Annotated in this window: 13 protein-coding genes and 1 tRNA gene; 8 read left to right on the forward strand and 6 right to left on the reverse strand. The window is 68.6% G+C overall.

The features are described from left to right. Positions 1-179: 179 nt before the first annotated feature. Genes VPH46_RS08370 through VPH46_RS08385 form a run of 4 tightly spaced genes read left to right on the forward strand, consistent with a single transcriptional unit; the run spans position 180 to position 6415 of the window. Positions 180-1382: an efflux RND transporter periplasmic adaptor subunit gene (locus VPH46_RS08370; RefSeq protein ID WP_416610419.1), complete on the forward strand. Its 1203-nt coding sequence runs from the start codon at positions 180-182 to the stop codon at positions 1380-1382. A gap of 6 nt (positions 1383-1388) precedes the next feature. After that, complete coding sequence (locus VPH46_RS08375; protein WP_416610421.1) at positions 1389-4610, forward strand: efflux RND transporter permease subunit; 3222 nt, start codon at positions 1389-1391, stop codon at positions 4608-4610. After that, positions 4607-6082, forward strand: coding sequence for an efflux transporter outer membrane subunit (locus tag VPH46_RS08380; RefSeq protein WP_416610423.1), 1476 nt, complete (start codon positions 4607-4609; stop codon positions 6080-6082). The genes VPH46_RS08375 and VPH46_RS08380 overlap by 4 nt, the downstream gene beginning before the upstream one ends. A 57-nt stretch (positions 6083-6139) precedes the next feature. Next, positions 6140-6415: a hypothetical protein gene (locus VPH46_RS08385; protein WP_416610425.1), complete on the forward strand. Its 276-nt coding sequence runs from the start codon at positions 6140-6142 to the stop codon at positions 6413-6415. A 208-nt stretch (positions 6416-6623) separates the two neighbouring features. Here the strand turns inward: VPH46_RS08385 and VPH46_RS08390 are convergent, their stop codons facing one another. Then, positions 6624-6851 carry a hypothetical protein gene (locus VPH46_RS08390; RefSeq protein ID WP_125959314.1) on the reverse strand — a complete coding sequence of 76 codons (228 nt, stop codon included), beginning with the start codon at positions 6849-6851 and terminating at the stop codon, positions 6624-6626. An 8-nt stretch (positions 6852-6859) separates the two neighbouring features. Further along, the gene (gene trmB, locus VPH46_RS08395; RefSeq protein ID WP_416610427.1) at positions 6860-7540 is read right to left on the reverse strand and encodes a tRNA (guanine(46)-N(7))-methyltransferase TrmB; all 681 of its coding nucleotides are present in this window, start codon (positions 7538-7540) and stop codon (positions 6860-6862) included. Between the two features lie 98 nt (positions 7541-7638). Between trmB and VPH46_RS08400 the strand changes: the two genes are divergently transcribed. Continuing rightward, positions 7639-8238, forward strand: a complete 600-nt coding sequence (locus VPH46_RS08400) for a phosphatase PAP2 family protein (protein ID WP_416610429.1) — start codon at positions 7639-7641, stop codon at positions 8236-8238. Between the two features lie 19 nt (positions 8239-8257). Here VPH46_RS08400 and VPH46_RS08405 read toward each other — a convergent pair. The 4 genes from VPH46_RS08405 to lnt all read right to left on the reverse strand — a co-directional run bounded on the left by VPH46_RS08405 (position 8258) and on the right by lnt (position 12561). Further along, positions 8258-8334, reverse strand: a tRNA-Arg gene (locus VPH46_RS08405). A gap of 239 nt (positions 8335-8573) precedes the next feature. After that, positions 8574-9668 (reverse strand): hypothetical protein, encoded by a 1095-nt coding sequence (locus VPH46_RS08410; RefSeq protein WP_416610431.1) that lies wholly within the window; start codon positions 9666-9668, stop codon positions 8574-8576. Between the two features lie 98 nt (positions 9669-9766). Then, entirely contained in the window at positions 9767-10951 is a 1185-nt protein-coding gene (gene metK, locus VPH46_RS08415; protein ID WP_416610433.1) for a methionine adenosyltransferase, read from the reverse strand. A 71-nt stretch (positions 10952-11022) separates the two neighbouring features. Then, entirely contained in the window at positions 11023-12561 is a 1539-nt protein-coding gene (gene lnt / locus VPH46_RS08420; RefSeq protein ID WP_416610435.1) for an apolipoprotein N-acyltransferase, read from the reverse strand. An 81-nt stretch (positions 12562-12642) separates the two neighbouring features. On the opposite strand from lnt, the gene VPH46_RS08425 reads away from it, so the two are divergent. The 3 genes from VPH46_RS08425 (at position 12643) to VPH46_RS08435 (ending at position 13899) form a co-directional block, all read left to right on the forward strand. After that, on the forward strand, positions 12643-13065 hold the full coding sequence (locus VPH46_RS08425) for a VOC family protein (RefSeq protein ID WP_416610437.1): 423 nt from the start codon (positions 12643-12645) through the stop codon (positions 13063-13065). Between the two features lie 11 nt (positions 13066-13076). Then, positions 13077-13379: a polyhydroxyalkanoic acid system family protein gene (locus VPH46_RS08430; protein WP_125959308.1), complete on the forward strand. Its 303-nt coding sequence runs from the start codon at positions 13077-13079 to the stop codon at positions 13377-13379. A 64-nt stretch (positions 13380-13443) separates the two neighbouring features. Continuing rightward, positions 13444-13899 carry a hypothetical protein gene (locus VPH46_RS08435; protein ID WP_132883312.1) on the forward strand — a complete coding sequence of 152 codons (456 nt, stop codon included), beginning with the start codon at positions 13444-13446 and terminating at the stop codon, positions 13897-13899. Positions 13900-13925 lie beyond the last annotated feature (26 nt).

A 13925-nucleotide genomic window follows, 5' to 3' on the forward strand; every position in this document is an offset into this window, starting at 1 on the left:
CTTGCCCAGCGCCTCGGCGGGCGGCCAGCGATGCCCAGAGCGCCAGCTCCGGGTCTGCGTCCGGCTGCTCCGTGCGGAGCCGCCCGTATCCCCGGCGCGTAGCCGCGGCCTCGGCCGTGGTGTCGTGCAACGACCAGGCTTTCGCTATGCACCCGGCTTTTCCTCGCGCGACCCTTCCCATGTTTGCGGCGGCTCTGCTGCTTGCCGGCTGCTCGCATGAGGAAGAGCAGGAAAAGGGTGGGGGACGCGGCGGCGCACGCGGGCCGGCACAGGTCGGCTTCGTGGTGGTCCAGCCGACCAGCGTCGCCCAGACCGTCGAACTGAACGCACGCGTCACCGCCTATGAGCAGTCGGAGGTGCGGCCCCAGGTCGCGGGCGTGATCCGCCGCCGGTTCTTCACCGAAGGTTCGATCGTCCGGCGGGGCCAGACGCTCTACGAGATCGACCCCCGCATCTACAGCGCCGCGGTTTCGGAAGCGCAGGCAAACCTCCAGAGTGCCCGTGCCAACGCCGAGGCGACCCGGGTGAATGCGGAGCGGCTGCGCCCGCTGGCGCGGATGGAAGCGGTCTCGCAGCAGGAATATACCAACGCCGCCGCCGCATCGCGCCAGGCCCAGGCTTCGGTCGCGCAGACGCAGGCGCAGCTGGAAACGGCGCGGATCAACCTGCGCTTCACCAGCGTCCCGGCTCCAATCACCGGACGCATCGGCCGTTCGCTCGCGACCGTCGGCGCCCTCGTGACGGCCAACCAGGCGGACCCGCTTGCGGTGATCCAGCGTCTGGACCCCATCTTCGTCGACATCCAGCAGTCCAGTGCAGAGCTGCTCGCGCTGCGGCGCGCGCTGTCGCGCGACGGCGTCGCTCCGGGCCGTGCCACGGTACGGCTCAAGCTGGAGGACGGCAGCGACTATGAACAGACCGGCACGGTCGAGTTCGCGGAATCGCTGGTCGATCCCAGCACCGGCACGGTGACGCTGCGCGCCCGCTTCCCCAACCCGAACGGCTTGCTGCTGCCGGGGATGTTCGCACGCGCGGTGTTCGCCCAGTCGATCAACAGCCGGGCCTTCCTGGTGCCGCAGCCCGCCATCAGCCGCAGCCCGGCCGGCGACGCGACGCTGTTTGTGGTGGGGCCCAACAATACCGCCGTTCAGCGCAAGGTGGTCACCAGCCTGACCCAGGGGACCAACTGGGTGGTGACCCAGGGGCTGCAGCCCGGCGACAAGGTGATCGTGCAGGGGACCGGCAACTTGCGTCCCAACGCCCAGATCCGCCCGGTTCCCGCGGACAGCCCGCAACGGGTCGCCCCGCCGCAGGGGAGCCCCTCCGGCCAGGGCAAGCAGGGCAACCAGTCGGGCGCAGCCACCTCCGCCAAGGGGGGCTGAGCCAGCATGTCCCGGATCTTCATCGATCGCCCGATCTTCGCCTGGGTGATCGCGATCATCACCATGCTTGCGGGCATCGGCGCGATCTTCAGCCTGCCGATCGCGCAGTATCCCGACGTCGCGCCGCCCCAGGTCAACATCCGCGCGACCTATCCGGGCGCGAATGCCCAGACGATCCAGAACAGCGTCACCCAGATCATCGAGCAGCAGCTGACCGGCATCGACGGGCTGCTCTATTTCAGCTCGCAGTCCAGCTCGCGCGGGCAGGTGACGATCAGCGCGACCTTCGCCAAGGGCACCGATCCCGACATCGCGCAGGTGCAGGTCCAGAACCAGGTCCAGCAAGCGCTGTCGCGCCTGCCCCAGCAGGTGCAGCAGCAGGGGCTGCGCGTCACCAAGTCGAACCCCGACTTCCTGATGATCGTCGGCGTCTATGACGAGACCGACCGCAGCACCAACGGCGACGTTTCCGACTATCTCGAATCCAACCTCGTCGAGCCGCTGGGCCGCATCGAGGGCGTGGGCGAAACCAACGTCTTCGGCTCGCAATATGCCATGCGCATCTGGCTCGATCCGGCCAAGCTCGCGAGCTACAGCCTGATCCCCGGCGACGTCATCACCGCCATCCAGAACCAGAACACCGAGGTGGCCGCGGGCGAACTGGGCGGGCAGCCGCAGCCGAACACCCAGCTGCTGAACGCAACCGTGACCGCGCAGGCGCGTCTCCAGACCCCCGAGCAGTTCCGCGCCATCATCCTGAAGACCCAGAGCAGCGGTGCGAGCGTCCGGCTCGGCGACGTCGCCCGCGTCGAACTGGGCCAGGAGAACTACAGCTCGCTCAGCCGCGTGAACGCGCATCCCGGCGCCGGCGTCGCCATCTCGCTGGCGCCGGGGGCGGACGCGCTCAAGACCGCCCGGCTGGTGAAGGCGGAAGTGGCGCGCCGCGCCAAGGACTTCCCGCAGGGCTACACCTACGACTACGCCAACGACACGACCGCCTTCATCCAGCTGTCGATCAAGGAAGTGATCAAGACGCTGATCGAAGCGGTGATCCTGGTCGTCATCGTCATGTTCGTGTTCCTGCAGAGCTGGCGTGCGACGCTGATCCCGACGATCGCGGTGCCGGTCGTGCTGCTGGGCACCTTTGCCGTCTTCTATCTTGCAGGCTTCTCGATCAACACGCTGACCCTGTTCGGGCTGGTGCTGGCGATCGGTCTGCTGGTCGACGACGCGATCGTGGTGGTCGAGAACGTCGAGCGTCTGCTCGAAGAGAATCCCGACATGACGCCGCGCGAGGCGACCATCGAGTCGATGAAGGAGATCCAGGTCGCCCTGATCGCGATCGGCATCGTCCTTTCCGCGGTGTTCCTGCCGATGGCCTTCTTCGGCGGGTCGACCGGCGTGATCTATCGCCAGTTCTCGGTGACGATCGTGGCGGCCATGGTGCTGTCGGTTCTGGTGGCGCTGATCCTCTCGCCCGCGCTCACCGCGACGCTGCTCAAGCAGAACCCGCGCGACGAGAATGGCGAACACCTGCGCGACAGCCGGTTCGCGCGCCGCTTCCCGGGCGTCGTCCGCCTGGCGGATCGCGCCCGCCACGGCTTCAACCACGGCTTCGAACGGATGGTCGCGCGCTACGAGGGCGGCGTGCAGCGGGTCATCAACCGCAAGTGGCTGTTCCTGCTGATCTATGCAGGGGTTCTCGCGCTGCTGGTGCTGCTGTTCGTGCGGCTGCCGACGAGCTTCCTGCCGACCGAGGACCAGGGCGCGGCGCTGGTACGCTATCAGCTGCCGGCCGGCGCCACGCGCGGGCGTACCGAGGCGGTGCAGCGGGCGGTCGAGGACTACCTGCTCAAGCACGAAGGCAAGAACGTTCGCACCATCCTGACGGTCAGCGGCGGCGGCAGCGGAGCGGCCGGCCAGAACACCGGCCAGGGCTTCATGAACTTCGTCGACTGGTCGGAGCGCGAGGGTAAGGAAAACAGCGCCGACGCGATCGTCGCCCGTGCCGGTGCCGCCTTCCGCGGCTTGCGCGACGCGCAGGTCTACGCGCTGATCCCGCCGGCTATCCGGGGTCTCGGTCAATCGAGCGGCTTCACCATGGAGTTGCAGAACACCAGCGGCATGTCCGCCGAGGCGTTCGCAGAAGCGCGCGACAAGCTGCTCGCGGCCGCAACCGCCGATCCGAAGCTGACGGGCGTGCGCCTGACCGAACTGCCCGACGTCGCGACGCTGCAGGTCGATCTCGACCAGACCAAGCTTTCCGCGCTGGGTCTCTCGCAAAGCGACGTCAACGCCACCCTGTCGACCGCGTGGGGCGGCCGCTACGTCAACGACTTCATCGACCGTGGCCGCGTGAAGCGGGTGTACGTCCAGGGGGATGCGCCTTACCGCGCCGCGCCCTCCGATCTCGACCAGTGGTTCGTCCGCACCGGGGACGGCTCGATGGCACCCTTCTCTTCCTTTGCGCAGACCTCCTGGGGCGTGGCACCGACGACGCTGTCGCGCTTCCAGGGCCTGCCGTCCTACGAGTTCCAGGGCGATGCCACCCCGGGCACCAGCTCGGGCGAGGCGATGGAGCGGATCGCCGCGCTTGCGGCCGAGATCCCGGGTGTCGGCGTCGCCTGGGCCGGGCTGTCGTTCCAGGAGCGGCTGTCCTCCGGCCAGGCGCCGCTGCTCTACGGATTGTCGCTGCTGGTCGTCTTCCTGTGCCTCGCTGCGCTTTATGAAAGCTGGTCGATCCCGATTGCGGTGCTGCTGGTGATCCCGCTCGGCCTGATCGGCGCCGTGTTCTTCGTGACGCTGCGCGGGCTGGAGAACGACGTGTATCTCCAGATCGGCCTGCTCACGACCATGGGGCTGGCGGCCAAGAACGCGATCCTGATGATCGAGTTCGCCGAACAGGCAGAGCGCAAGGGCGCGCGCGTCATCGACGCCGCGCTGGAGGCGGCCCGCATCCGTCTGCGTCCGATCCTGATGACCAGCCTTGCGTTCATCTTCGGCGTGCTGCCGCTCGCGCTGTCCACGGGCGCCGGTGCCAACAGCCGCATCGCGATCGGCACGTCGGTGATCGGCGGCATGGTGACGGCCACGATCCTCGCCATCTTCTACATCCCGCTGTTCTTCGTGCTGGTGCGCCGCGGCGTGCGCGACGGTCTTGCCAAGCTCCGCGGCAAGCCGACCGGTCACCAGCCCAAGGACCTGCCGAAGGAGGAACCCGCGGCATGAACGCCCGGCTGACCGCGCTCTTGCCGCTGCTGCTGGCAGGCTGTTCGATGGCCCCGGAGGACGTCCGTCCGCCGTCGCCGGTGCCCGCGTCCTGGCCGGTGGGCGATGCCTATCTGCGCCAGAGCGAGGCGAGCCTGCCGGTGGTGAGCTATCGCGACGTGTTCGTGGACCCGCGTCTCCAGACGCTGATCGGCCAGGCGCTGGTCAACAACCGCGACCTGCGCATCGCCGCTGCGAACATCGTGGCGGCACGGGCGCAGTACCGCATCCAGCGTTCGGAGCTGTTCCCGCAAGTCGATGCCTCGGCCGGCTACACCCGGTCGCGCAGTGCCGGGCAATCGTCCGGCAGCGGCACCGACGGTGGAAGCTCGGGGGACCAAGGCGGCAGCGGGGCGAGGACGAGCGACCGCTTCGGCGCGGACCTGGGCGTCACCTCGTTCGAGCTCGACCTGTTCGGCCGGATCCGCTCGCTCACGCGCGCGCAGCAGAACCAGTATTTCGCAACCGAAGCGGCGGCGCGCGCGACGCGGCTGACGCTCGTCGCCGACATCGCGGACGCCTGGCTCACCTATGCCGCGGACACGAGCCTGCTGCGCATTGCCGAGCAGACGGCGGCCAGTGCGGAGCGCAGCGTCACGCTCACGCGCGCACGGCTCCGGGGCGGGGTCGCGCCCCGCACCGATCTGCGCCAGGCCGAACAGATCCTAACCGCCGCCCAGGCGGACGTCGCGGAGCAGCGTACCCAGCTGGCGCAGGACGTGAATGCGCTGCAACTGCTGGTCGGTGCGCCGTTCGACCGTGCCTTGTTGCCGGAGACCATCGAGCAGGCGGCGCCTGCCATCCGGGCGCTTCCCGCAGGCGTCGACTCCGGCGTGCTGCTGCGCCGGCCCGACGTGGTGCAGGCGGAGTACCAGCTGCGTGCCGCCAACGCCGAGATCGGCGCTGCCCGTGCCGCGCTGTTCCCGCGCATCTCGCTGACGGCGGTGCTGGGGCTCGCCAGCAATGCGCTGGGTTCGCTGTTCGACAACGGCGCCTTCACCTATTCGGCCGGGCCCTCGGTGGCCTATTCGATCTTCCAGGCGGGTGCCGCACGCGCAAACGTCCGGCTGACTGAGGCGCAGCGCGAGGGCTTGCTCGCCGAGTATGAGCGGACCATCCAGATCGCCTTCCGCGAAGTGTCCGACGCCCTCGCCCGGCAAGGGACGATCGGCGAACAGCTGCGCGCCACCGAGGCGCAGACCGCGGCCGCCGAGGACACCTTCACCCTGACCGAGGCGCGCTATCGGGGCGGGATCGACACCTTCCTCGCGAGCCTCGACGCGCAGCGATCGCTCTACCAGTCGCAGCGCACCCTGGTGCAGACCCGGCTGGTGGCCGCGAGCAACCGCGTCACCCTCTACCGCACCCTCGGGGGCGACACGCTGCTGGAGGCGACGGAGCAGGGGCCGATCCCGGCCACGCCCGCCGACTGAACGGAACCCTCGCCGCCGGCACTGGTTCGGAAAGGAGAGATTCCGAGGAGACGGACCATGAGCGACAAGCAACCGATGCAGGCAGCCGGCAAGGGCGTGGCAGAGGGCCAGGACGGCGTCGACCAGGAGCGGGTGAACGGCCGCAATGCCGGCGGCGAGAGCGGCGGCGGCGCCTATCCCAACCCCCACACGGGGAAGGAAGAGAAGCAGAGCGGCTTCCTGGGCCATGGCGGCCAGACGGATATCGACTATCGCGGTCTGGGCCAAGGCAGCGAAGGCGAGGGCAAGACTGGCGCCAACGCCAATGCCGGGACGGGGTCGAACACGGACTGAGGCCGCGCTTCGGCCGGCCGGAGCGGTGAGCCGGCATCGGCATCCACTTGAAGGCCGAGCCAACACTTTCCCGTTTGTCTCGAGTAGGGATCGAGCTTGTCGAGAGCCCATATCGAGAGATGCCCCGCAACCGGCCTCTCGATACGCGGTCTCGACGGGCTCCAAGGCTAGCCGAGACAAACGGAAGAGGGGAAAGGGAGTGCCTGACCTATCCCCGTACGATCGGATGCCGCTCGCGCAGGTCGTCGGCGACCCGCTCCACCGCCTCGACCGCGGCGGCGTTGCCCGACGGGTGGATCGACCAGTTGCAGTGCGCGTGCGTGTCCAGGCTGTGAACGGTGACCTGGCCGATCACCAGCCGCCAGTGCCGGCGCGTGCCGCCCGCATCCCGCACCAGGGTCGTGACGAACAGGTCCAGCAGGTCGGCAGCGGTCATCCCTGCGCTCATAGCCGCAGGTAGCGGAAGTACCAGACCTCATGCCCCTGGCGCCGCGCCTTGCGCTCGTAGCGCGTCTCCGGCCAGTCGGCCGGGCGGGTGAGAAAGTCCTGCGCCGTCTCCGCCTGCCACGCGAAGTCGCGGCGCCCGCGCATCACCATCATCGACCACCGGCAATAGGTCGGGTCGTCGGTGCCGAGGCGGAACTCGCCGCCGGGCTTCAGCTTGGCGGCGATCATGTCGAGCGGGCCGTCGTTGACCATGCGGCGCTTGGCATGGCGCGCCTTGCGCCAGGGATCGGGGTGGAGGAGGTAGACGCGCTCCAGGCTGGCGTCGGGCAGCCGCTCCAGGGCCTCCAGCGCGTCACCCATGTGCAGGCGGACGTTCTCCAACTCCCCGTCGCGGATGTGGTTGAGCGCGCCGACGACGCCGTTCAGGAAAGGCTCGCAGCCGATGAAGCCATGGTCCGGGCGCATCGCCGCCTGGCCTGCGAGGTGCTCGCCGCCGCCGAAGCCGATCTCGAACTCCAGCGGACGTGTGTCGCCGAACAGCGCCTGTGCGTCCAGCGGACCTTCGTCGGGGATGCTGACGACGGGGAGCAGGCCTTCCACCAGCGCGGCCTGGCCCTGGCGCAGCTTGTGTCCCTGGCGACGGCCGTAGAGGCGGCGGATCGAGGTCGGATCGGTCATGGCGCGGGGCTGTAGCCGCCCCGTGCCCGGGCTCCAAGCGCCGATGGAGCCTGCCATGCTCCGAAGGGTTGTTCGTGCGCACCCATGGAAGGCGACGAATGAGCAAGGGCAGGACGGGCAAGGCGCTGGCGCACGAGTTGGAGCGCGTCGACATCAAGGCAGGGCACGCCGCTGCCGAATGGCACGACCACGTCGTGGTGCGTGCGCTGAAGCTGGTGCGCGAGCTTGCCGACCAGCCGCCGCTGATCGCGCTGTCGATCAGCACGGCGGTTGTGGGTGCGGCACGGGGCGATCGCCGCCTCGCACGCACGGGCGCGCGCATGCTGGCCAGCCATCTCGCGGCCACGGCGATTAAGGCCGCGATCAAGCGCAGGGTCGATCGCGCACGGCCGCGGTTGTTCAGCAGCGACCATGATCACCGGCTCACGCGGGGCGACCGCAACGAGGGGCCGCACAATTCCTTCCCCTCCGGCCACACGGCGGGGGCGATGGCGGTAAGCCGCGCGATCATGCGGGAATATCCAGGCGCGAGCGGTCCCGCCTATGCGGCGGCGGTGGCTACCGGCGCGCTCCAATTGCCGACCGGCTCGCATTTTCCGATCGACGTCCTCGCAGGAGCAGCGATCGGCGTCGGTTCGGAAGCGCTGGTCGCGCGGATCTTCCCCGACGCGGCGCCCGAGCGGGTGCCGTCGGCGTGAAGACGGAGATGTAGGAAAATGGCGCGCCCGGAACGATTCGAACGTCCGACCCTCAGATTCGTAGTCTGATGCTCTATCCAGCTGAGCTACGGGCGCTTGGGAGGCGGTCCCCTATCCGCCCCCGGACTCGGGCGCAAGCCCCTCGGTGTCGAACGGCCCAAATTTTCGCCATCGGAATGCGAGGAACCGGCGCGCTGGCCTTAACAAGCCTGTCCCTGTGCTCCCGCGAAGGCGGGAGTCCGGGGTTCCAAGCGCGACGCTCCTTGAGCCTGTCAGACCCTGGATCCATGCCTACGCGGGGGATGGACTACCCGCAGTGATGCTCGCGAAGCCTTCTACTTCGCCTCGCTGAAGGCGCCGGGACTGATGTTGATGCTCCGATCCTTGCCCCAGGTGTTGACGCGCGAGTTGATCGGGCCGCGGATGATGTGCTCCACTACCTGCTCGGGCGGGGGAAGTCGGTCCTGCGCCTGAAAATTGGTGATGGTGCCCAGGTCGATCAAAGCGACGGACCAACTGGGCTCGGCGCGCTTGCTCTCTGCCAGCAATGCGCTGGCGGCATCGGGCTGGACGAAGATGCCGCGGCCAGCGTCCGACAGGGCGATGAGGTAGCGGTCGGTGGCTGCGTCTGGCCGATACACGCCGCCTGCCTTCAGGATCGTGGCGTCCCGGCACCAGGAGACGGCAGGCTGCGGAGTCGGCGCGTCCTGCTTCTTTGTGTCGGCATGCACCGCGAGTCCCATGAAGGCAGCCATCAAAGCCGCGGGGCCATTGGCCGGCGCAGGCTTCGCTTCACCGGACAGGGCCAGCGGCGTGGGGCATTCCGCAACCGGGCTGGTCGCAGGCGCTGGCGCGACCCCCCGCGGCCATTCGAGTTCGGCCAACGCCTCGCGCATCGCGGTGGCGAGGCTCGCCGATTCCAGGGTCTTGGACGAGTAGCGCAGCTTCACCAGCCATTCGCTGAAGGGGAGGATGGCGACGCCGGTGCTCCGATACGGAGGCTTATTGAGGGTGTAGGCGGCGATCAGGCCGCTTTCCGTCTGCTGGCCGGGCGGCACGAAGCTGGGGCTTCCTACTGCGGCGACGGGCTTACCGTAGACGTCCGGTCGGTTCTCGATTGCCCAGCGGGCGCGATCGAACCACACCGGTAGCGCACCGCTTGCCTGGCGGTAGACGTAAAGGCTCAGCAACTCGGCGCCGTCGGAGCTCTCGTAGCTGGCCGAGACGTCGAGCAGATCTTCGCCGATCGCGATCGCCTTGATGCGGGGCGCGCCTGCCAGGGTGGCCGGCAAGCGAAGCCCGCTGAGCTTGTGCTTATACGGTTTGCCGGCAGAGACCTTGAGGTCTGTGGCCTGCTGGGCTGCGGCAGGCGTGCCCGATATCATTGCGGCCGCGGCGAATGCCAGCGTGGCCGCCAAAACGCGCTTCATCGTCCCTCTCCCCCTGGTGCCGGCAAAGCTGCCACCGCTGGGGGAGGGGCACAAGCGCGAAGACGGGGCAGCCTTGCGCCGCCCCGCCTTCCGGTAACTCAGGCCAGCTCGGCCTTGAGCGCGTCGACCAGGTCGGTCTTTTCCCAGGTGAAGAGGTTACCCTCCGCCTTGCGTCCGAAGTGGCCATAGGCGGCGGTCGGCAGGTAGATCGCCTTGTTCATGCCCAGGTGGGTGCGGATGCCCTTGGGGGTCAGGCGCACCAGCTTGGGCAGAACTGCCTCGATCTTCGACTCCTCGACGGTGCCGGTGCCGTGCGTGTCGACATAGAGCGACAGCGGCTCGGCGACGCCGATCGCATAGGACAGCTGGATCGTGCAGCGCTTGGCGAGGCCTGCCGCGACGATGTTCTTGGCGAGGTAGCGGCTGATATAGGCCGCCGAACGGTCCACCTTGGTCGGATCCTTGCCCGAGAACGCGCCGCCGCCATGCGGGGCCGCACCGCCATAGGTGTCGACGATGATCTTGCGGCCGGTGAGCCCTGCGTCCCCATCGGGGCCGCCGATCTCGAACAGGCCGGTCGGGTTCACGTAGATCTGCGACTGATCGGCCGGCATCCAGCCCTGCGGCAGGACGTCCTCGAATACCGTCATCACATAGTCGCGCAGCTGCTTCTGGCCGGCATCGCTGGACAGCGCCTTGCTGTGTTGGGTCGACACGACGAGCGCGGTCGCGCCGGTCGGGCGGCCGTTCTCATACTTGAGCGTCACCTGGCTCTTGGCGTCCGGCTCCAGGAAGTCGACGACGTTGGCGTGGCGGTCCTGTGCCAGCTTCTCCAGGATGCGGTGCGAGTAATAGAGCGTCGCCGGCATCAGATCGGGCGTCTCGTCGCAGGCGAAGCCGAACATGATGCCCTGGTCGCCGGCACCCTCGTCCTTGTTGCCGCTCTCGTCCACCCCCTGCGCGATGTGCGCGGACTGGCCGTGGAGGTGGCAGGCGAACTCGGCGGTCTGCCAGTGGAAGCCGTGCTGCTCGTAGCCGATCTTCTTCACCGTATCCCGTGCGACCTTCTCGATCTCGTCGAGGGTCGGGAACACGTCCTGGCTGCAGCGCACCTCGCCGGCCAGCACGATCCGCTGAGTCGTGACCATGGTCTCGCAGGCGACGCGGGCGACGGGGTCGCGCGACAGGAACAGGTCGACGACGGCGTCGGAAATCTGGTCCGCGACCTTGTCCGGATGGCCTTCGGAGACGGATTCGGAGGTGAAGAGATAGTTGGAACGCATGGATTTCCCTTTTCTATGGGAAAGCGCGGCCGTTGCCATGCCGATATAAAGCTTTCCTTATATACCGCGCCCTAGCGGTTGCGCCGACGGATGGCAACGGCCGGGAGGGAAAGGAAAAGGGCCACTATCGCGGCGATGCCGTTGCCGAAGCGGGCGAACAGCGTTGGCGGATGCGCGGGCGGCAACGGCAGTTCGATCGCGCCGGCGCGACCCTGCGGGATCGTCGCCAGCAGCCGCCCGTCGGCGTCGATGATTGCGGAGATGCCGGTGGGCGTGGAGCGCAGGATGGGCAGCCCCTCCTCGATCGCACGCATGCGCGCCTGCGCCAGATGCTGGGGCGGCCCCCAGGCGCCGAACCAGGCATCGTTGGACGGGTTGAACAGCAGCCGCGGGCGATGGGCGCGATCCACCACCTGGCCGGAAAAGATGATCTCGTAGCAGATCTGCATGCCGACGGAGCCGAAGCCCGGCACGGCCACGGACCGCGGTCCGGGACCCGGCGCAAAGTCGATGTCGCCCATCACCAGGCGGGAGAGGCCGAGCGGCTGGAGAAGGGGCCGCATCGGCAGATATTCGCCATAGGGCACCAGATGCGCCTTGTCGTAGCGGCCGCCGAGGCGACCGTCCGGCAGCACCGAGAACACCGAGTTGCCTGCCGAGCCGACCTGCCCGCGCGGATCGAAGAACAGCGCGGTACCGCCGACCAGGGCGGCGTCGCGCGGCCCGAGCAGGCGGGCGATCTGCGCGCGGACGAGCGCGGGATTGGCGTCGTACCAGTACGGCGGATACCCGTCCTCGACATAATAGTTGAGCGTCCCTTCCGGCCAGACGACCAGCCGCGGGGCGGGCCCGGGGCGTCCGCTCAGCCGCAGCAAGCGATCGAACACCTCGGCAGCATAGCCGTCGTCGGCGACATGCTCCTGACCGATGTTGGGCTGGACCACGCGCACGCGCGGTGTATCGTCCGGAAGGGGCGGATCGGCGGCATGCAGCAGGGGCCACCCGACCGCGAGCGCAAGTCCCGCAACGGCGATCCCGGCCGGGAACTGCCAGCGGCGGTGCCATGCCAGCAGCAATGCCCCGGCTGCCACCACGGTCAACCCGGACAAGGCATAGGTCCCTACCCAGGCCGCCAGCTGCGCGAGGCCCGGCACCGGCAGCCAGACGACGCCGATCGGGTTCCAGGCATAGCCGGTGAACATCACCGCGCGCAGCCACTCGGTCGCGATCCAGGCGGCGCCCGCGATCAGCGCGAACCCGACGTCCGGCCGTGCCTCCCGGCGTCCCAGCCGCCAGACGAGGCCGCCGGCGAGCATCGGATACACCGCGAGATAGAGCGCAAGCCCGACGACCGCGAAATAGCCGAGCGCGGGCGGCATCCGATCCTGATAATCAAAGGCGTGCTGGATCCAGTTGTTGCCGATGGTGAAATGCGCCACGCCGAACAGCCAGGAACTCCACAGCGCGGATTTCAGGCTGGGCGCGGCATGGACGCAGTGCAGCCACAGCGCGAAGGCGGCGAGCGTCAGCGGCCACCACTGGAGGGGCGCGAAGCCGAGTGCGGAGACGGCACCGGCGAGGAGGACGAGCAGGGCAGGGGGGAAACGCACGGCGCGGATATCGTTCGCTTTGGCGGTGCGGGCAAGCAGTTCGCGCGTGTACGCCCGCACTCGATCCGCTAGGCTCGCGCCATGGCCGAGCTTCGCCCCTTCCACCTCGCCTTTCCAGTCCATGACCTGGCGGCGGCGCGCACCTTCTATCGCGACGTGCTGGGCTGCGGCGAGGGGCGCAGCAGCGACCACTGGATCGACTTCGATCTTGGCGGGCACCAGATCGTCGCGCACCTCGACCTCGCTGCCCGGCCGCAGGCGACCAGCAATGCGATCGACGATCATCAGGTGCCGGTACCGCACTTCGGCGTCGTGCTGCGCATGGCCGATTGGGAGGCGCTGGCCGCCCGGGTGGAAGCGGCCGGTGTTGCGTTCGGCATCGCGCCGCACGTCCGCTTCAAGGGGCAGCCGGGCGAGCAGGCCACGATGTTCTTCCGCGACCCGTCCGGAAACGCTTTGGAGTTCAAGGCGTTCGCCCATGATTCAATGCTGTTCGCAAGTTAAAGGATTTACACGTGGCTGAACCCGTTACCGTCGACATTCCCCACAAGCTCGGCCGGGAGGGGGCGCGTACCCGCATCGAAGCGGGGATCGGCAAGCTCGCCGGCATGTTCCCGGGCGGCACGGTGACGGAACAGCATTGGGAGGGTGACGCCCTTTCCTTCACGGTGCAGGCGATGGGGCAGCGCGTGGCAAGCCGGCTCGAGCTGTTCGAGGATCGGGTCCGCGCCGAACTCGACCTGCCGCCTTTTCTGCGCCTGTTCGCCGACAAGATCCGCGCCAAGCTCCAGAAGGACGGGCCTGCCCTGCTCAAATAGGGATCGGGCGCCGCACGGAACCGCCACGGGCTCGTTTCGGTTGAGCAAGGGTTAGGAGAGGCTCATGAAGGCACCGCTTTTCGTGCTGGCTGCGGCATCGGCGCTGGCAGGCTGTTCGGACAGGGATTCGACCGAGAACCAGGTCGCGCTCCCGGTCGGGACCCAGATCGCCGACAATGGCGTGGTCGAGGCGCCGCCGACCGGCAGTGCCCCGACGATCCCGACCGCGAGCGGTCCCGGGACCGCCTTTGGCATGACCAAGGAGCAGCTGGAGGATGCGGACCTGCTCGGCGCCGGCAATGCCAAGCTCGGCGAGGTGGACCGGGTGACCACCGACGCGCAGGGCAGCGTCAACGGCCTGGTGGTGGAGATCGAATCTCAGCCGGACGATCGCGAGGTGTTGTTGCCCCTCAAGGGGATCGAGCCGGTCGCGGTGGGCGACCAGTGGCATCTGCGCGCCCCTGCGCTGACGCGCGAGCAGCTGTTGACCCTGCCCGAGGTGAAGCGCGCCGGCCGCTAGGCTGCGGCACGGGCGCTCGGCCTCCG

Origin of the sequence: Sphingomonas sp. MJ1 (PH-R8), from assembly GCF_048058635.1 — a bacterium.
Lineage (GTDB): Bacteria > Pseudomonadota > Alphaproteobacteria > Sphingomonadales > Sphingomonadaceae > Sphingomonas.